The sequence below is a fragment of the Candidatus Defluviilinea gracilis genome (assembly GCF_057138825.1).
The window spans coordinates 139,728-159,029 of sequence record NZ_DBNHEF010000079.1; the positions used below are offsets into that span (position 1 = coordinate 139,728).

Annotated in this window: 18 protein-coding genes; 7 read left to right on the top strand and 11 right to left on the bottom strand. The window is 54.1% G+C overall.

Annotation, left to right across the window (positions count from 1 at the left end):
* Nucleotides 1-3 precede the first annotated feature (3 nt).
* Entirely contained in the window at nt 4-576 is a 573-nt protein-coding gene (locus AC16KF_RS16125; RefSeq protein ID WP_484038373.1) for an RNA polymerase sigma factor, read from the bottom strand.
* A gap of 198 nt (nt 577-774) precedes the next feature.
* Between AC16KF_RS16125 and uvrA the strand changes: the two genes are divergently transcribed.
* The 5 genes from uvrA (at nt 775) to AC16KF_RS16150 (ending at nt 8,183) form a co-directional block, all read left to right on the top strand.
* On the top strand, nt 775-3,654 hold the full coding sequence (gene uvrA, locus AC16KF_RS16130) for an excinuclease ABC subunit UvrA (protein WP_484038374.1): 2,880 nt from the start codon (nt 775-777) through the stop codon (nt 3,652-3,654).
* Nucleotides 3,655-3,767: 113 nt separating this feature from the next.
* Nucleotides 3,768-4,997: a CAP domain-containing protein gene (locus AC16KF_RS16135; RefSeq protein WP_484038375.1), complete on the top strand. Its 1,230-nt coding sequence runs from the start codon at nt 3,768-3,770 to the stop codon at nt 4,995-4,997.
* 224 nt (nt 4,998-5,221) lie between these two features.
* Nucleotides 5,222-5,506, top strand: a complete 285-nt coding sequence (gene rpsT / locus AC16KF_RS16140) for a 30S ribosomal protein S20 (protein WP_484038376.1) — start codon at nt 5,222-5,224, stop codon at nt 5,504-5,506.
* 156 nt (nt 5,507-5,662) lie between these two features.
* Nucleotides 5,663-7,510 carry an arginine--tRNA ligase gene (gene argS, locus AC16KF_RS16145; protein ID WP_484038377.1) on the top strand — a complete coding sequence of 616 codons (1,848 nt, stop codon included), beginning with the start codon at nt 5,663-5,665 and terminating at the stop codon, nt 7,508-7,510.
* Nucleotides 7,511-7,610: 100 nt separating this feature from the next.
* Entirely contained in the window at nt 7,611-8,183 is a 573-nt protein-coding gene (locus AC16KF_RS16150; RefSeq protein ID WP_484038378.1) for a biotin transporter BioY, read from the top strand.
* A 97-nt stretch (nt 8,184-8,280) separates the two neighbouring features.
* On the opposite strand, the gene AC16KF_RS16155 is transcribed toward AC16KF_RS16150, so the two are convergent.
* The 4 genes from AC16KF_RS16155 to AC16KF_RS16170 all read right to left on the bottom strand — a co-directional run bounded on the left by AC16KF_RS16155 (nt 8,281) and on the right by AC16KF_RS16170 (nt 11,564).
* Nucleotides 8,281-9,789, bottom strand: coding sequence for a radical SAM protein (locus AC16KF_RS16155; RefSeq protein WP_484038379.1), 1,509 nt, complete (start codon nt 9,787-9,789; stop codon nt 8,281-8,283).
* Nucleotides 9,790-9,808: 19 nt separating this feature from the next.
* Entirely contained in the window at nt 9,809-10,243 is a 435-nt protein-coding gene (locus AC16KF_RS16160) for a hypothetical protein (protein WP_484038380.1), read from the bottom strand.
* 165 nt (nt 10,244-10,408) lie between these two features.
* Entirely contained in the window at nt 10,409-10,744 is a 336-nt protein-coding gene (locus tag AC16KF_RS16165) for a hypothetical protein (RefSeq protein ID WP_484038381.1), read from the bottom strand.
* Between the two features lie 49 nt (nt 10,745-10,793).
* A complete protein-coding gene (locus AC16KF_RS16170; protein WP_484038382.1) occupies nt 10,794-11,564 on the bottom strand; it encodes a prolipoprotein diacylglyceryl transferase in 771 nt (256 codons plus the stop codon).
* 11 nt (nt 11,565-11,575) lie between these two features.
* On the opposite strand from AC16KF_RS16170, the gene AC16KF_RS16175 reads away from it, so the two are divergent.
* Both AC16KF_RS16175 and obgE read left to right on the top strand, forming a co-directional pair.
* Nucleotides 11,576-12,553, top strand: coding sequence for a hypothetical protein (locus tag AC16KF_RS16175; RefSeq protein ID WP_484038383.1), 978 nt, complete (start codon nt 11,576-11,578; stop codon nt 12,551-12,553).
* 95 nt (nt 12,554-12,648) lie between these two features.
* On the top strand, nt 12,649-13,914 hold the full coding sequence (gene obgE / locus AC16KF_RS16180; protein WP_484038384.1) for a GTPase ObgE: 1,266 nt from the start codon (nt 12,649-12,651) through the stop codon (nt 13,912-13,914).
* A gap of 279 nt (nt 13,915-14,193) precedes the next feature.
* On the opposite strand, the gene AC16KF_RS16185 is transcribed toward obgE, so the two are convergent.
* The 6 genes from AC16KF_RS16185 to AC16KF_RS16210 form a co-directional block, all read right to left on the bottom strand.
* Complete coding sequence (locus tag AC16KF_RS16185) at nt 14,194-15,330, bottom strand: M48 family metallopeptidase (protein ID WP_484038385.1); 1,137 nt, start codon at nt 15,328-15,330, stop codon at nt 14,194-14,196.
* A 115-nt stretch (nt 15,331-15,445) separates the two neighbouring features.
* A complete protein-coding gene (locus AC16KF_RS16190; RefSeq protein ID WP_484038386.1) occupies nt 15,446-16,009 on the bottom strand; it encodes a cysteine hydrolase family protein in 564 nt (187 codons plus the stop codon).
* A 30-nt stretch (nt 16,010-16,039) separates the two neighbouring features.
* Complete coding sequence (locus AC16KF_RS16195) at nt 16,040-16,663, bottom strand: ribonuclease H1 domain-containing protein (RefSeq protein ID WP_484038387.1); 624 nt, start codon at nt 16,661-16,663, stop codon at nt 16,040-16,042.
* 66 nt (nt 16,664-16,729) lie between these two features.
* Nucleotides 16,730-17,137 carry a CBS domain-containing protein gene (locus tag AC16KF_RS16200; RefSeq protein ID WP_484038388.1) on the bottom strand — a complete coding sequence of 136 codons (408 nt, stop codon included), beginning with the start codon at nt 17,135-17,137 and terminating at the stop codon, nt 16,730-16,732.
* A 46-nt stretch (nt 17,138-17,183) separates the two neighbouring features.
* Complete coding sequence (locus AC16KF_RS16205; RefSeq protein WP_484038389.1) at nt 17,184-18,098, bottom strand: Gmad2 immunoglobulin-like domain-containing protein; 915 nt, start codon at nt 18,096-18,098, stop codon at nt 17,184-17,186.
* Nucleotides 18,077-19,261 (bottom strand): WD40/YVTN/BNR-like repeat-containing protein, encoded by a 1,185-nt coding sequence (locus AC16KF_RS16210; protein ID WP_484038390.1) that lies wholly within the window; start codon nt 19,259-19,261, stop codon nt 18,077-18,079. The genes AC16KF_RS16205 and AC16KF_RS16210 overlap by 22 nt, the downstream gene beginning before the upstream one ends.
* Nucleotides 19,262-19,302: the final 41 nt, after the last annotated feature.

Below are 19,302 nucleotides of genomic sequence, written 5' to 3' on the forward strand. Positions count from 1 at the left end.
GGTTTACTCTCCTTCCAAATTGATATTTTGGTCTCCCAACTGATCGCGGAGCGACAGCAGGGTGCGATGATATAAACTTTTGACCGCGCCTTCGCTTCGTCCCATGATCTCACCGATCTCCGCATTCGACATGTTCTCAACAAACTTGAGGATGAGGAGGGTCTGACGCTCGGGCGGCAGGCGTCGGATGAGACGAAGAAGCGCGCCTTGCTCCTGCGAGCGGACGAGGTTACGTTCCGGGTGGTCGCCTTTTGTGGGCAGGATGGGCAGTTCATCCAGTGGAATTTCCTGCCGCCGGCTGCGGTCACGATGCCAGTTCGCAACCAGATTATGGGCGATCCGATATAACCATGCCGAAAAAGGGACGCCGCGATCCGTGTAATTTTTGATGTGATTCATTGCCCGCTGAAACACACGGGCTGTCAGATCCTCCGCGTCGTGGAGATTACCGGTCCGGTAATATACATAATTGAAGATGCGATCCACGTATTGCTCATACAGGCGACCAAATGCGTCACGGTCGCCGGTTGAGGCGCGGGTCAGGGTATCATCTTCGTTGAAGTCAAGCTCCGCCAAGAAAAATTCCTACCGGCGGAGTTAAATTAAGTAACACCACCGGGTTTTAGAAGTTGCAGGGAGTATAACATGCAACATTTCAAAACCATTGAAAGCCCGATCGATGCCGGTTGGTATAATGAAATGTTGCGCCGGTGTCCGAATTGGTTTGAGTCAATGGAACACTTGTGCTAAAATCAAAATCCTTTGAGGAGGAGTATGTCGTCCAATACCATCCGCGTGGTTGGGGCGCGCGTTCACAACCTAAAAAATATCACTGTTGAAATCCCGCGCGATAAATTCGTCGTGATCACCGGGTTGTCGGGGTCGGGGAAATCGTCCCTGGCATTCGATACGATCTTCGCCGAGGGGCAACGCCGCTATGTTGAATCGCTTTCGGCGTACGCGCGGCAGTTTATCGGGCAGATGGATAAGCCCGATGTGGACTACATCGAGGGACTCTCCCCCGCTGTTTCGATCGACCAGAAATCCACCAGCCACAACCCGCGTTCGACCGTTGGGACCGTCACTGAAATTTACGATTACATGCGTTTGTTGTTCGCGCGCGCCGGCATACCGCATTGTCCATTTTGCGGGCGGGTTGTCGTCAAACAATCGGCGCAGGAAATTGTAGACCGCATCCAACAACTCGACGATGGGATGCGCATTTTAATCCTCTCGCCGCTGGTACGCGCCCGCAAAGGAACGTATCAAGCCGTGTTTGAGGAGATTCGCAAGGCGGGTTTTACGCGCGCCCGCGTGGATGGAACGGTGCATTCCTTGGACGATGAGATCGAACTGGACCGCTACAAACAACACACGATCGAAGCGGTTGTTGACCGCCTCGTCATTTCACGAGGGGAATCAAAGGAAGATAAAAAAGCCGCGCTCACCCGCCTGACCGACTCGGTGGAAACCGCGCTGAAATTCGGCGAGGGCTATCTCACGGTCAATCTCGTGGACAAAAAAGAGGATATTCAATTCTCAGAGCATCTGGCTTGCCCAGAGCATGGCACGGTGATCCAGGAAGTGGAACCGCGCACATTTTCGTTCAACACGCCTCAAGGCGCGTGCCCAGATTGCCAGGGGCTTGGCTCCAAATTGGAAATCGCCCCAGACCGCATCATCCCAGACCGCGACCTGTCGCTCAACGACGGAGCCATCGCCAGCATGGAATGGAGCGGACCGAAGGTGGAAGGCGGTTTCTATTGGCAAAGCCTGATCAACGCGGCGAAGGCATATAAAATTGATTTGGATACGCCGGTAAAAGAATTATCAAAGGAACAACTCAAAATCGTTCTGTACGGCACCGGCGAAAAACAAATCTCCATGACGTATCAAAGCGCCAACGGGAATGAGTTCAAATTCTCGCGCGCATTTGAAGGCGTAATCACAAATCTGGAACGCCGCTACAGAGAGACCAACTCTGAATACATCCGCGAGAAGATCTCCGAGTTCATGTCGGACCGCCCATGCCCGACCTGCAAGGGAAAGCGGCTCAACACCGGCGCGCTGGCAGTGACGGTGGACAACGTGAACATCATCGAAGCCACCTCCTGGGCGGTGTCGCAAACGTTGGAATGGGTGAAAAAATTAATGGGCAAGAACTCGTCACTCACCTCAAAACAAAAAGCGATCGCCGAACGCGTTCTCAAGGAGATCCATGAGCGCTTGAACTTTCTTGTCAACGTGGGGCTGGATTACCTGACCCTGAACCGTTCCGCGGTCACTCTTTCCGGCGGCGAGGCGCAACGGATCAGGCTGGCAACGCAAGTCGGGTCGAGACTCGTTGGCGTTTTATATGTGTTGGACGAGCCTTCGATCGGGTTGCATCCGCGCGACAATTCACGGTTACTTGAAACGCTCAAAGGCTTGCGCGATTTAGGCAACACTGTGCTGGTTGTGGAACACGATGACGAAACGATCCGCGAGGCAGATTGGATCATCGATCTCGGTCCTGCCGCGGGAGAGCATGGCGGGGAAGTCATTGCCAAGGGAACGCCGAAGCAGATCCTGGCGCACCCCAAGTCGCTGACGGGGCAATATCTCTCAGGGCGGAAGCAGATCGAGGTCCCGAAAAAGAGACGCGAGGGGAACGGTAAAATCCTGAAGATCATTAACGCGTCCGCGAACAACTTGAAAAAGATCGACGTTGCGATTCCGCTCGGGAAGTTGGTTTGTATCACCGGCGTAAGCGGGTCGGGCAAATCCACGTTGATGACAGAGATCCTCTACAACGCGCTGGCGTCGAAATTGATGGGAGCGCGCACTCAAGCGGGCGAGCACGACAAAATCGAAGGCGTGGAACACCTCGACAAGATCATCAACATCGACCAATCGCCGATCGGGCGCACGCCACGCTCGAACCCCGGCACGTATACCGGCTTGTTCGACGAGATCCGCAAGTTGTTTGCCGAGTTGCCCGAAAGCAAAGTGCGCGGATATAAACCCGGTCGTTTTTCATTCAACGTGCACGGCGGACGATGCGAAGCCTGTCAGGGACAGGGCGAACTGCGTATCGAAATGCAATTTTTGCCCGATGTATATGTGCCATGCGATGTGTGTCATGGCAAGCGCTTCAACCGCGAAACATTGCAAGTCTTGTTCCGCGAGCAGTATTCGATCTCGGATGTGTTGGACATGACGGTGGATCACGCGCTCGAGGAATTCAAGAACTATCCGCCGATGTTGAGCAAATTGAAACTGCTTCAAGAGGTTGGCTTGGGGTACGTGCGCGTTGGGCAACCCGCCACAACGCTTTCGGGCGGCGAGGCGCAACGTGTGAAGTTATCGAAAGAATTATCGCGTCGCGCAACGGGGCGCACGCTCTACGTGCTGGACGAACCCTCCGTTGGTTTGCACGCCGCAGATGTGCACAAATTGATCGAGGTGTTGCAGAGGCTGGTCGACTCTGGCAATTCGGTGCTCATCATCGAACACAATCTCGATATCATCAAAGTGGCAGACTGGTTGATCGACTTGGGACCCGAGGGCGGCGACCGCGGCGGCGAACTCATCGCCGAGGGCGCGCCGGATCAAGTCATGAAAACCAAAGGGTCGTATACCGGCAAATATTTGCGGGAACACATGGGGAAGTAGACACATTATCCACCCTCTATTTCCCTGCGCACGTGTTTTCCTTTTTTCAGGTAGAATTATTGCACCGCATCAGGTGGGACTTCTCACTTGCGCGGCGTTATAAAGGAACCCCTATGCTCAACCGACCTTCCTCTGGCAACACTTCGGACGTGCTCAACTCCTTTCGCAAGAAGCGCCAACAACGCGATCTATTGATACGATACGGATCCATCGGATTGGTGGCGCTGGGATTGATCGTGCTCATCATTTGGCTGACAAGCGGATCGAACGCCCCGCTCAGCGGGTTGTTCGCAACGGATACTCCAACCCCTACGTTGACCTTCACCCCGACCAATACATCCACCCCGACGATCACCGCCACCGTCACCGAAACTGCAACAATCACATTCACGCCTACGCCTTCTGAACCTTTTCCGTACACGGTCGTAGAAGGCGACTCGCTGGCTGTCATCGTGGATAAATTTGGGCTGGGCGAAACCGGCATCAAGTTGATCCTCTATTTGAACCCGTTCAACCCTGAAACCGGCTTGGGCGTAGACCCCACGACTCACATCGTATATCCCGGACTTGTGTTGCGATTGCCTTATCCCGGTATGCCTCTGCCTACCACTACTCCGATTCCAGCGGATCTCAAGCCCGGGACCGAGATCAGTTACGTGGTCGAATTAGGAGATACGCTTGCCGGCATTGCCGCAAAGTTTAATAGCACAGAAGAAGAGATCATCGAAACAAACAAGATCGAAAACGCCAACTCCCTTTTCGCGGGACAGTTGCTTGTGGTTCCGATCAACCTGATCACTGCCACACCGACATTACCTTCAACAAGCACCCCCATTACCCCAACTGTTCCCGGTCAGCCGACAGCGACCGTAACACGACCCGCTGGCGTTTCGGTCACCGGCACGCCAATCGTGCAGGGACAGTGCTCGTTTACCGAAAGCGCTTCGTTCGTGAGTGAAGTGGGAAACCTCGTCAACACCGAACGCACCGCCAACGGGCTACCTGCCCTGAGTGTGAATCAGAAATTGGCTGCCGCCGCGAAAGCCCACGCTGTGGATATGATCTGCAATGAGTATTTCAGCCACAGCGGTTTGAACGGCTCCACGCCGGAGATGCGCGTCAAAGCGCAGGGATATACCGCCACGTTCGTTTTCGAACATCTATTTGCCCTCGCCCCCGCCAACGGAGGCACCCCGCTTGCCGCGTTCAATTGGTGGATCAACGATCCTGAACAGCGCGCGCAACTCCTAAGCACAAATGTCACCGAACTAGGTGTTGCATACGTGTCTTCTCCAGATAGCCTGCTCGGCGGGTACTTCGTGCTAGTCACCGCCAAGCCATAGGGATATATCCTTTCCGACGCCCAAAGCCACAGAGATCACCGAGATTTTGAGAAATATCTCAGAGAACTCTGCGCGCCCTGTGGCTAAGAGGTTTCCGCAAATCGATCTCTGCTATCTCAAACTGTAAAATTTCTGGACATTTCTGCAAGCATCATGTAAAATACCGCTCCTGTGCCAGATTTTACGGCGCAAATTAATCAATCAAGAAACGAAAGAGGAAGACCTTGGCTAACATTCAATCTCAGATCAAACGGAATCGCCAGAACGAGAAGCGCCGTTTGCGTAACCGTAACGTCCGCGGCTCGGCTCGCACAGCCGTGAATCAGGCTCGCGCCTCATTCGCAAAGAACGCACCCGAAACCAAAGAAACTGTCCTGCAAGCCATCCGCGAGTTGGACAAATCCGCGGGCAAGGGCGTTATCCACGCGAACAAAGCCGCGCGTCTCAAGAGCCGTTTGATGAAACGTCTCAACGCATTGGGCGGAACAACGGAAAAGGCTTCGAAGTAATCGAGGTCTTGTCTATCCAGTAAACACCGTCAGCGGGAGTCGTCAGGCTCCCGCTTTTGTTACCCCCTCCCTGCCTCTCATAAACTCGACGAACTGCTGTCGAATTTGGGGGAGGGAGTTGATATAATCCCAAACCATCTACAGGATCTCTCCACTATGTTTGAAAAAGAACAAGGACTCATCGAAGAAAAAATCAAAGCGTATTGCGACGCGCATGGGATCGCGCTTGCGCCGTTGAAGTGGACGGCGATTCCGTTCGCGGGCGAATGGGGAATCGCCACGTCATTTTTTCAGACGGCGGCAGATGAAGCGCGTTCTTCCGTTCGTCCCGCAGTTCAACTGCGGGACGAACAAAGAAAACCCGTCCCGGCGAGAGCGCAGGAGATGGCGGAACAGGTCAAAACGTCGATCGGAAGCGTGGAGGGAGTCAGTCGCGTGGATGCGGTGAAGGGCTATCTCAACGTCTATTACAAAACATCCGAATACGCTCATCGTGTGGTGGATGAAGTTCTCGCTTCTCGCGCGGACTTTGGGCGGGGCGCGCCAAAGGGCGAGCGAGTCATGGTGGAGTATGCCCAGCCGAACACACTCCATTCTTTTCATATCGGTCATGCGCGCAATACGGTTTTAGGTGAAACGCTCGCAAGGCTGACAGAGTTCGCTGGCTTTGAAACGATTCGCGCTTCATATCCCGGCGACTTGGGACTCGGCGTGATCACCGTGATGTGGATGTACGAAAAGTTTTACAAGGGACAGGAACCGCAGGGCGTGCATGAACGCGGTCAATGGATGTTGAAGCTGTACGTGGAAGCGAATGCGCTGTTGGAAAAGAAAGAAAATGAAACGCCTGAAAAGACCGCGCAACGCGAGGCATACGAAGCCGAACGCCGCGAGATGTATCGCGCATACGATGCGGGCGATCCATCTGTGCGCGAACTGTGGCGCGTGACGCGCGAATGGGCGCTGGAAGAATTGCGCGACGTTCTGCGAATCCTCGATGTAAAGATGGACGTTTGGTTCTATGAATCGGAAGTGGATGAGCCGTCGAAGGCAATCGTCGAAGAGTTGATCCAAAAAGGCATCGCGGATGATGAACGTCCGGAAGGCGGCGCGGTGATCGTGAAGATTGACGAGAAACTCGGGCTGACGAAAGAAAAGTATCGCACGAACGTAATCCTTCGGCGCGACGGCACAACGTTGTATTTGACAAAAGACCTCGCGCTGGCGAAGGTCAAGTTCGAGACGTATCACGTTGACCGCTCGATCTATGTGGTGGACGTGAGACAATCGCTTCACTTACAACAAGCGTTTGCGATTCTCAAGTTGTGGGGCTTCCCGCAAGCGGACAAGTGCTATCACCTCGGCTACGGGTTTGTGAGTCTGCCCGAAGGCGCCATGTCTTCGCGGCGCGGACGGGTGGTGCTGTTCAAAGAAGTATACGATGAAGCCATCAAGCGCGTGCTGGCAGTGGAATCGGAACGAAGCGGAAATATCCCCGAGGGCGAACGCGTGAAGATTGCCGAACAGATCGGTCTCGGCGCGTTGGTCTATTCGATGCTGGCAGTGGACAACAACAAAGACATCGTGTTCGACATCAACGAGGCGCTCTCGTTCGACGGGCGGACGGGTCCATACATTCAGAACGCGCATGTGAGGGCGAACAGCATTCTCAGGAAGTCGCAAGTCGAAGGTCAAAAGTCAGGCGACCTTGGACCTTTGACCTTCGACTATGAATTGACAAAGCATGAGATCGAGTTGATCGAGCAGATTTCGCAATTCCCCGCCAAGGTGCAACAAGCCGCAAATGAATATCGTCCGCTGGTGATGGCGCAGTACGCGTACGATCTGGCAAATGCGTTCCATTCGTTCTATCATGCGGTGCCAGTGTTGCAAACGGAAGATGAAAATATGAGGAATGCCCGGCTGGGGCTCGTCGCCGCGGCGAAACAAACAATCGCGAACGCGCTGAGACTGCTCGACATCCAAGCGCCCGATGTGATGTAAAAATAAAACCTTTGCCACGGATTTCACCGATTCGCACAGATTTAAAAACGAATTCGTGAAAATCCGTGAAATCTGTGGCTAAATATTCAGGAGATACTCCATGACCACCCTCGCCCCCACACTTTCCACTCGCTACTTTCCAAACATCTCTTCTCGCCTGCGCGATATGTTTCTGATCGTCGCAGGCAGTCTGCTGATCGCCGCGCTGGCGCAAATTGAGATTCTGCTTCCATTCACGCCCGTCCCGATCACCGGGCAGACGTTCGGCGTTCTGCTCATCGGCGCGGCGTTGGGATCGAAGCGCGGCGCGGCGGCGTTGATCCTGTACTTCATCGAAGGCGGGATAGGTCTGCCATTCTTCGCAGGCGGTGCGCGCGGTCTTGGCATCCTCACCGGCGCGACGGCGGGCTACCTCGCTGGCTTCGTTATTGCCGCGTATATCGTGGGTCTGCTGGCAGAACGAGGCTTGGAAAGAAGCGTGCGCACGTCCATCATTCCGTTCATTGTTGGCACAGTCATCATTTATCTTTTCGGCGTCGCGTGGCTGGGAATCTTTTTGAAAAGTTTTGCTCAAGCCATTGAGTTTGGACTGCTCCCCTTTTTGGTTGGCGATGTGATCAAATTGATCCTCGCCTCGCTTGCCCTGCCTGCGGCGTGGAGGTTTGTGAAATAACTCAAAAGAAAAACACTGAGACACGAAGTCACTGAGAAAATCATATAAATCTCCGTGTCTCCGTGACTCAGTGGTTCAAGCGGGTTGATTCAACGCATCAATCTGTCGCAACCGCTGGTTTCAAACTTGCCGCTACCTGTTCGCGGTAGCCCGCCGTGTTATACGTGCAAAACGGAATCATCCGCCCGTCGGGGATCAGAAACTCCACACAACATTTCATCGCGTTCTTCACATTGAAGGTGTACGGGTCCATAAAATCGCGCGTGTTGATCATGAACACATGGCGACCGAGGTCGCGCGGCGCATGTTCGCTCAGCGGCAAATGCGCGTGACAGGATTCACAGCGCTGGCCCGCGCGAGTCTCTTCGATGGTGTGATGTTCGCTCCCGCCGTTCGACTTCCCTTTGAGCATGTTCGTGATGTCTTGCGCGGCTTCATCCGAGCCGACCTTCGCCGAACTGCTCCACAACCGTTCAAGCGTTTTGAGCAGATCATCGTTCACAGCGGGGAGCGTGCGATTCTTGATGTAGTTGAGATAATATGAAATATCGAGAATGCGCGTGATCGGCGTGACCGTGTCGCCTTCGATCATCGCATATGTGACAAAGTTGCACGTCGGCATACAGCATGGGACGGGGACAAAGTCATCCAGTTTGATCAAGCCGTTCGTCTGCGTTTCCAAATTTTTCAACACATCGGGGATGGTCATGCGAGTCAACGGGTCAGCAGGGATGTGTCTTTGCGCGCGGAACGCTGGCTGAAAGTTCACGCCGAACACCGCGGGATGACTCAAGCCGAACTCGACGATGCGCCCAATCTCATGTTCGTTGATCCCCCGCTCGACTGCCGCGACCAGCACCACGCGCATATCGTGTTTCGCCAGCCGATCCAACGCCTTCAATTTGATGTCCAGCAAGTCCGCTTTGCCGCGGATTAATTCGTTCGTGCGCGCGTCGAAGCCGTCAAACTGCAAATAGACATGCGCCTTCGTCTTCGCCAGCGCTTCTAAAAATTTATCGTCGCGCGCGATGCGGATGCCGTTCGTGTTCAGCATCACGTATTTGATCCCCTTACGGTTCGCCAACTCGATGAACTCGATGATTCTCGGATGCAGACTCGGTTCGCCGCCTGAGAACTGCAACACCTCGGGGTTGCCCTCCGCCGCGATGAAACTATCAATCATGAACTCCACTTGCTCGAAGGTCAACTCAAACCCACCCTGCGCGAGATGCGTCCCTGAATTGGCGAAGCACAGCGGACAATCCAGGTTGCACGCTTGATTGACCTCGATCAATCCCAAGCACGCATGCTGCTGATGATCGGGACATAATCCGCAATCGAGCGGACATCCCTCGTGGACTTCAGTTGCGAATTGCAGGGGAATCGTGCCCGGCTTGTTGTACGGAGCGATCTTCACGTAGAGATCGGCGTCACCGAAGAACAACGCTTCAGCCTGACCGTGATCCGGGCACCATTTGCGAATGTACACTTTGCCGTCGCGCAGGAGAATCCGCGCGTCTATCACTTTGCGGCATTCGGGGCAGATGGATTTTGTGAGTTCCCAAAAGATTTCCTTGCGGTCTTCCTTTACGATAGACGGGTTCAATGTATTCTCCAACGCGCGATTAATAACTACCTAAACTGAGCGTGGCAAAGCACCATATTGTAAAAAGCACCCCGAGACAAATGACGATCGCAAGCGCGATGCCAAATCCCGCCACCATGCCGAGGGCGATCTGACTGCGCGTATGGGCGAAGTAGATTATCAAGCCGATGTTGATCACCCATGGCGCCAAGGCGAATACAAGATAGAGAATGGTTGCCAATGTAGAAGAAACGGAATCTGAGTTAGAAAAATCGGGAAAGACGGAACCCACACCAAAGCCCAAACCCCACTGGCAGAGCGTCAATACAATATTCAACACAAAAAAGATCGCAACGCCGATCCAGAAATCGCGCTTCTTGTCGGCAGGATCGGTATATTCCTTGCGGGTCAACCATTTCGGTTTGCCCTCGTTATCGTTCGAGCCGATGGGAGTATTGTTTTCTGTGTTCATCATGCCTCACTACACTTTCCGTTGTTGAGATCATCCAAATCGCGATTGGGATGAAGCAACAAACGATAGATTGATTCATCCTTCACCGGTATAGTTACCCTGAGCTAAACATCCAGGCGAGCAAAAATGCAAGACATAGGACAAGAACGAACACGGTACCGAAGGCGGTCAGCATACCAACGCAATCCGACTGCGTGTGAAAGCAAAATAAACCACAACAACGATGTTGACTATCACGGGCAAAAGCGTCAGGACCAAGGAAACAAATCTATACAGCGAGGAAGCGGTGTCGGCGATTGCGTCATCTGCCGAACTAACAATCACGCCATTCTGCACCGTCGAAAAACACAATCTGAGCAAGAGGTTCAACGCGAAGAAGATACCGACGCCGAGCCAGAAATCTTTTTTCCTTTCGGCGTTATTTTCATAGACCTTGCGAGTCAACCATTTCGGTTTGTCATTGCTATTGCCCGAGTCTAAAGAAGGGTTGTTTTCTGAGTTCATAATTCCACGCGTATGTAGTGACTCGAAATATTTACACATTCAGGGGATGTTAAGTAGTCTGCGGTGACGCGAATAACTTCTCCCGATTCTTCGCAAAATAGACAACCACCGCCGCGAACAACAACGCGCTCACGAACTGCTGACCGGTGAGTCCCAGCGCCATGACTTGATTGTTACGCGCGAATTCCACGAAGAAGCGGAAGAAGGCATAACCCGCGATGCCGAACTTCAACAGGTTGCCGTTCTGCATCCACTTGTGATCGCGCAGGGCGAGCAAAATTCCAAACCAGACCAGATTGAACGCCATGTCGTACAACGGCGCGGGATGCACGAGATAATCCGCGCCGGGAAGCGGCACGCCCCACGGCAAACTTGTCGGTTTGCCAAGCCCATCTTCAAAGGAAAGGAAACATCCCACGCGCCCAATGGCGGTCGCCAACGCCATGGCAGGCGCGAACGCGTCGCAGGAGCACGACTCTTTGCCGATCGCTTTACTGGCGATGTAGCCGCCGATGTACGCGCCAGCCACCCCGCCGAGGATCGAACCGGGTCCGATGCGCGGGTCGAACAGCGCGTACATGTTCAACACGAGCGGGGCATATTCAAATCCGTTGAAAAATAAAATGGAGACGCGCGCGCCGATCATCCCCCCAACGAACGCCGCCAGCGTGATCGGAATCACTTCCTCGCGCGACCACCTGCGGCGACGCGCTTCGATCAACAGCCAGCCGAGACCAGCCAGCAAGGCAAACAACAGAAAAAATCCGTGTGAATAAATGGGAACGCCGCCAACTGTGAACAACACCGGCATCGGGGACATGCTCGCCTCCTATGGCTGATCGAACGTTGACCTCATGGTACGTTGGAATTGCTCAAAAGTCAACCGGCAATTTCACTTATAATCCGCGCATGACGCGCTTACAAACAATTCTGTTATTGACAATAATCCTGCTTGTGGGACTGATCCCCATAACGATTTATCTCATGGAAGGTAACTCGCTTACAGGCGACATCGCATCTCTCCCGACACGCGAAACGCCCCGCCATGAACAAGCCGCCCAAGCCCTCGCCGGGCTGGTCGTCAAACCGACCTATATGATGCTGTGTCTCGCTGTGATTATCGCGCTCATCGGTCAAACGCGCCCGGCGCTTGTCGCTCTCATGTGGGGACAGATCGCTTTCCTCGCCGGGGAAACCTTTTGCGCGATCAATTTCTACGTGTACCGGCACGAATCGTTGATCTCGGAGTATTTGCACAGTTTCGGCATGGCGCTGGCGTTCGGGCTCACGCTGTTAGCCCTGATCGAATGGGTCGAGTTGCTGACCAACGCGCGGCGCAAACCGTTGTTCCTGAAAGAGATCCGAGCGTTCACGCTTTTCGCCCTGCCGATCTTCGCCATGCTCACATTCATCCCTTTGCTCGCCCCGCTTCAAACGGACGCGTACACAACGTCCATTTTCAACGTCGCCTATTCGTACACGCGCTTTGAAGCGTACGAGATCTACGAGCGTCGCGTCCTCCCAGCGCTTTCGATGATCATTTTCATCGTCACATTTTTTTATCTTCTGAACGGGCCGCCGCTCATGCCCTTCCGCGCGAAAGCCATGCTCTGCGCGGGGCTGGGGGCGCTCGGCTTTGCCTACTTCCGCCTCGCGCTCAACGCCATCTTCGTGGACAGCCTCGTCTGGTTCGAGTTTTGGGAAGAAGCGACCGAGTTGATGTTCGTCGGCGCGGTCGCATTCGCGCTCTGGAGATTCAAAGCGTTTCTCGAAAAGACTCCATTGCTTGCATTGCTCCGATCGCGGTAATCGGGTTGAGGGAGCGGTGAAACCTGTGTGTAAGAGTTCTCTTCGCCGCAGGGTTCTACGACTCCGCATGAAAAAACTAACGATATAATCAACCCATGTTCACAGACCAGGTAGAAATCCACATCCGCTCGGGCAAGGGCGGCGACGGGATGGTGCATTTCCATCGCGAAAAATTCATCCCGCGCGGCGGACCCGACGGCGGCGACGGCGGCAGGGGCGGCGACGTGGTCTTCGAAGTCAAGTCCACGCTCAACACGCTTTCGGCGTTCCGCCAGAACCAAAAATTCAAAGCGGAAGACGGTATCAAAGGCGGACCTTCGCAAATGTCGGGGCGCATGGGCAAAGACCTCGTCATTCACGTCCCGCCCGGCACGATCCTTTTCGACGCTGAAACGAACGAGATCATCGGCGACCTGACTCAACCCGACCAGCGACTCATCGTCTGCAAAGGCGGGCGCGGCGGGCGCGGGAATCAACACTTTGCGACGTCGCGCAATCAAGCGCCTCGCACCGCCGAGAAAGGCGCGCCCCACGAAGAAAAACGCCTCCGACTCGAATTGAAGTTGATCGCCGACCTCGGCTTGATCGGCGTCCCCAACGCGGGCAAATCCACGTTGCTCTCGGTGTTGACGAATGCCCGACCGAAGATCGCGCCATATCCATTCACCACACTTGAACCGAATCTCGGCGTCGCTGAAATTGACGTGAACGCGTCGGTTGTGCTGGCAGACATCCCCGGTCTGATCGAGGGCGCGAGTCATGGAGCAGGATTGGGACACGACTTCCTGCGCCACATCCAACGGACGCGCGTGTTGATCCATCTGCTCGACGGGTTGTCCGATGACCCATTCGCCGATTACAGCCAGATCAATTCGGAGTTATCTTTGTTCGACCCGAACCTTGCGAAGAAGCCGCAGATCGTGGCGCTCAATAAAATTGACCAGCCCGAGGTGCAAGAAAAACTTCCCGCGCTTCAAAAGCAATTCAAAAAACTCAACGTGGAGTTGACGACCATCTCGGCGTTAGCCCGCACGAACACGCGCGAACTGCTGGTGAAGGCGTATCAAATTTTGCAAGAGACTCCCGAACTCGAATCGTTCGAAGCGCCGTTGCCCGTCTACAAAGCGAAAGACGATCCGCGCGATTTCAAAGTGACGCGCGAGGGCGCGCAAGAATGGCGCGTCTCAGGCACAGCAATTGAACGCGCCGCCGCGATGACTCAATGGGAGCACGACGGCTCCGTGCGGCGTTTCCAAAAAATTATGGAAACCCTCGGCGTGGATGAAGAGTTGCGCAAGGCAGGCGTGCAAGAAGGCGATACGGTTGCGGTGGGTGAATTTGAATTGGAATGGCAGGAGTGAGGGTAAGTGGTTTATGGTAAGTGGTTTATGGTAATTGGTAATTTTGCGTGAGATGAGAATTAAAGGATTAGAGAATTGGAGGATTCGAAGCTCGACTTAAGTGCGCATCAATCCCGAAGGGATGGCAGGGTTATAGACGTTGGCGAGTTTGGTTTCAAATCCCGAAGGGATGGCAGGGTTATAGATAGTTGCGAGTTTGGTTTCAAATCCCGAAGGGATGATATAGATTTATTAAACAAAAAGACATCGGAGATTTCAAAAATCTCCGATGTCTTGCTTTTATCGAGCTTTCCAATTCCGCGCCTTCGCGATCCTCTCCCCCAACGGCGGATGCGAGTAGAACATGAACACCACCCATTGTTCGGGATCCACTTCGCCGAGATTTTGATTCGCCAAGCGCGTGAACCCAGACGCGAACGCTTCATTCTTCCCAGTGGAACTGAGCGCGTAATCGTCAGCCATGTTCTCCCTCCAGCGTGAGACTGCGTTGTTGAGCGGCATGGTCAGCAGATCATACGCGCCGATGATGAGCGCGAGCGCGGGCAGCGCGGCAACATCCGCGGGTGATGTGAAGCCGAACGTGTCAATTGCCCAATTCAAACCGAGCGACGCAAGATACAGACTCAGCGTTGTGCTCAAAATTCCAAACGTGACCAACACGGGAATATCGCGGTTGACGTGATGTCCCAACTCGTGGGCAAGGACAGTCTCCACCTCGTCGGCGGAAAATTCGTTGATGAGCGTATCGCCCAAGATGATTCGGCGCGTGTTGCCGATGCCCGTCAGTGCGGCGTTGGCGGATTTGGTCCGCTTCGACATATCGAACTTGAACACCCCGCGGACTTTCGTATTTGCGCGCTCGGCAAGTTTCAACAGGCGATCTGCCAAATCCTTGTGTTCCTCGCCGAGCGGAACATATTTATTGAACAACGGCATGATGAGGATCGGCGCGAGGTTGATGAGCAAAACATTGAAGACGAGCAATCCGCCCGCCGTCCACAACCACCACAGATCGCCAGTGACTCGCAGGGCGAGATACAGCAGTTCGATCAGGATCAAGCCGAGGGGAAGCCCGACCACCAGCCCTTTGAGTTGATCCGTGACCCAGCCTTTGAACGTCTGGTTCGATTGACCGAAGCGATGCGGCAGGACAAATCCGCTGTAGTAGCCGAGCGGCAGATTCAAGAGGAAAAGGATTCCGCCGAAGATAGCGACAAACGCGGGGACGAGTAACCAAGGATTGGTGAACAGTGACCAGTGAGCAGTGAGCCACTCGCGCAGTGAGATCGCCCAGCCGAAATAAATCCACGCGAGGAAATATAGCGCGCTGAAAATCGTATCCACCAGCCACAATCGTCGGCGGATGCGAGCGTATTGTTTGGCTTGCTTTTGTTTTTCAGGGTCGAGGAGAGTCATTTACGATTTACGATTTACGATTGGGCATTAGAGATTGGAGATTAGAGACTGGAGACTGATCACTTATCACTGATTACTTTTCACTTTCCACTTTCCACTTTCCACTGATCACTGATCACTGACTCATCTCACTCGCCAGCAACGCGATCACCTCATCCGTCTTCATCACCTTGCCATACCATGTGAGCGCGGCGAGAAAGGATTTGTGAACTAAGTCGGCGGGAACGGTCGTGCCGCCATGTTGCAAATCGCGTGTGGCGCAGGCGTCCTCTGCCACGATCACATCGAAACCGAAATCCACAGCCGCGCGCGAGGCGGCGTCTACGCACATGTGAGTCATCATGCCCGTGACGACCACGCGCTCGACCTCCCAACTCTTCAGCAGGTCGAGCAAGTTCGTGTTTTGAAACGCGTTGACTTCATGTTTGTACACGATTGGCTCGCCCTCAAAATGCGCCACTGAATCGTGGATATCCGATCCGCGCTCGCCTTTCACGAAGAACGCCGCATCGGGCTCGAGCGATATGTGCTGAATATGCACGTGACGTCCGCCATGCTCGCGGAAACATTGGAGCAATTCATACGCCTTCTTCGCTGCGCCCAGCGGATTCACCAACGGGAATTTTCCGCCCTCAAAATAATCGTTTTGAATATCAATCACCAACAATGCAGTTTTCATCCTTCATCCTTCATCCTTCATCATTCAGAATTATTTTCTTCCATAATCCGCCGGGTTCTCGCCCCACTCGCGCGTGTCCCATTTCAACACCGCGTCGTCGTCCAATTCATTTTCGGCGAGCCAATTCTCGGCGCTGCGGATCATCGCAAAGACCAGCGCGTTCTTGCCGGTGTGCTTGAGATTCGTTTTGCAAACGCCGATCTCGACCCACGCGATCGCATTTTCCGAATCCGAATAGATCGGAATTTTCTTTTTATGCTTAACCAGCCATGTGAGCGCGCGGACAATGGCGAGAAACTCTCCCACGTTATTCGTCCCATCGGGATACGGACCCGCGCGAAAAATTTCCTTGCCCGATTCCGTTTCCACGCCGCGATACTCCATTTTGCCCGGCGAGCCTTTACACGCCGCGTCCACGCAGATGGACGGCAGGATGGGCGGCTCTTCGGATTCTCTCCACTTCCCCGAGGTGGACGCCTTCCCTTTGAACGCTTCATACTTCGACTGGAGGGCTGACTCGGCCTCTTTGAGCGACTCGAACGCCTTGAACTCCGCGCCGACGAATCCCTTCACCTGTTTTTCACATTCCGCCCATGAGGTGAAGACCCCGGTCTTGCGTCCCTTCCAAACGACGTAGAATTTCTGCTTCGGCATGGTTTATATCGTAACGCGACATTTATGTCGCCCTTAACTGCGACTTGAAAGTCGCGCTACAACATCTTACGATGGTTCCTCCCAGCCCGCCTCCTCCACCGCCATAAAAATATCCGTCGCTGAAATCATGCCGGACAACGTGCCATGTTCGTCGGTGATGGGTAGGTGATGGAATTTCTTTTCCTGCATCACGCGCGAACATTCCGCCAGCGTCCATTCGGCTTTGCCGGTGACAACGGGACCCGACATAATGTCGCGCACATGCGTCTCGGCGGCATTGCGATTCACGGCGACGATCTTATCGCGGATGTCGGTGGTCGTGACAATGCCATATTCCTTGTTCTTCTCATTCAGTTCCACGATCACGCTGTGGATGTTCCGCCGCCGCATCAGCGTCATGGCGTACGAAACGGTGGTATCGGGGTCAACGACAACAACGGGACTGCTCATCCAATCTCGAACAAGGTGCGGCATGGGTTCCTCCAGTAGGTTCGCGCACAAAATAAATTTTGCGCTACGTCTATTTTACAACCAATTCAACTGAATCCATCGCAAGCAATGAACCGTCTTTCGCGCTGATGTCTTGAATCTCGATGCGGACAACCGAACCCGACAACAACCCGCCGATGTTGACCATGGTTTCGAATGTGCCGGGCGCGCCGAGGTCTGTCGGCGTTACGGTGAACGAGCCTGCGGAAAGTTCCACGCCGCCCACATCGTAGATTCGATAGGCAAACGTGTTTTCAAACGGAGCAATCGCAAAACTACCTTTCACCTGAACCGAGCTGAATGCATCCGCTCCATTCAACGGCGAGTCAATGGTGATCGTCCGCGGTCTCCCATCGGGCGTAAAAGTGACGTAATCGCTGATTTGCAATTGATCGTCGATCAGTTGATAATGCCGTTCGTTTTGCAACGTGGGGCAACAAAACGGATCTTCTGAAGCGTGCGTGACGGCGCGCAGAAAAATTTCCCCGTTTTCAATGGACAGCGCATTAATGGCGGGTCTGTCATCCACAAGCGTGGAGGTTAGAAACATAGGTTCGCCGTTCGCAATGGAATAGACCGCGATGAAGACGAAGTTGCCTGTGCCGCCGTAATTTTCAACCACCGTGACCGCAATTTCATCCACGCCATCACCGGTCAAGTCGCCGCGCGCGGAATGATCCATCAAAGTCGCGGAAGCATACTCCGGACCGCCGGGCGGGCTTGACTCGTATTTTCCATTGGTGAATTGCACAATTCGCAACGAGTCGGGCAAGCCGAGTTGATAGTTGGCGTTGCGAATCTGCGCGGCGTAATCGGGCGCGGAGGTGGGCGTCGAAGTGGGAGGAACCGCCGACGCGGTCGGGGCAGGCGTCCCTGCGGGAGAGACGGGAGTACATCCAATTAAAAAGAGGAGAAGGAATGCGATCAGGGAATGACGGGAAACCATGTGGCGCCTCCATCGTCGGTGCGATATAGCGAAGTATGATTGGTATCTGAGTTTGATGAAATGACGTAGCCGATGTTCGTTGTGACAAAATCCATGCCCGAAAACGAATCGCCGAATTTGATGTCGGGCGGGATGATGCTCCATGTTCTTGCCGCGTCATGCGTGACGTAAAACTGTTCGCGGTTATACACGATCATTTCTCCATCCGACAAAAAATCCGCATCGCCGCCGCCAGGGATCAACGTTGGCGTGAGCGACCACGTGTCGCCGCCATCATTTGAAACGTAGATAACGAGGTTGCTTGAATCGGATAACGCTCGCATTTTTAGAAACACAACATTCGCTGAGACCACCGACATTTGCTCGATTCCCACCTCGGCATTCTCCGCGCCTGTTGGCAACGGCAGGGTGACGTTCGACCACGTTGCGCCGCCATCGTCGGTGCGGAAAATATATGGCGTGCCGGGCGCGTAGATTACGCCATAGATCCATGCGGTTTGCATGTCGAGCGGAACGAGTCCGCCTTTGAGTCCGCCAAGCGGAAGGGATTCGCTTGCGTCCGCTTGATTCGGGTCGTTGATGAATTTCTGCGTCCACGTCGCGCCGCCGTCGGTGGTTTGATAGACGGCGACCGCGTTCGAGCCTGCGCCAACGCCGAGGTCTGCCAATGCCCAGCCGTTATTGGGATCGAGGAATGAAATGTGAGCGCCGCTATATGGCGTATCGATTTCGCTCCAAGTGACTCCGCCATCGGTCGTGCGATATTGAAACCCTGCGAATGGATAATTCGCATTATCGGCTAGTTGCAGCCACACATGGTCGTTGTCCATGATGAACCAGTCCACACTGTAGCCAGCCTCGCTCATTTCGGGCGGCGTGACGTCGTACCATGTGATGCCGCCATCGTTCGTGCGGACGATCTGAGTCTTGGTCACGCCCCAACCGTCGCGCGGATTGAGAAATTCGATCTTGATCAACTCCGGCGATTGTACGAGCGGAGCATTGATCTCCGCAGGCGCGGGAGTGGCGGGAATTGCAGTGGCAATTTCGGGCAGTGACGTAGCAGGCTCTGCCAATGCTTCAGGAGTGGACACAGGCGCGTTGCAAGCCGCCAAGAGGAAAAGAAGAGAGAGGAGAGGGATTAGGGAAATTGTTCGTTTCATGGTTATTTATCTGATCTCAAATTATACGGAATGCGGACTTC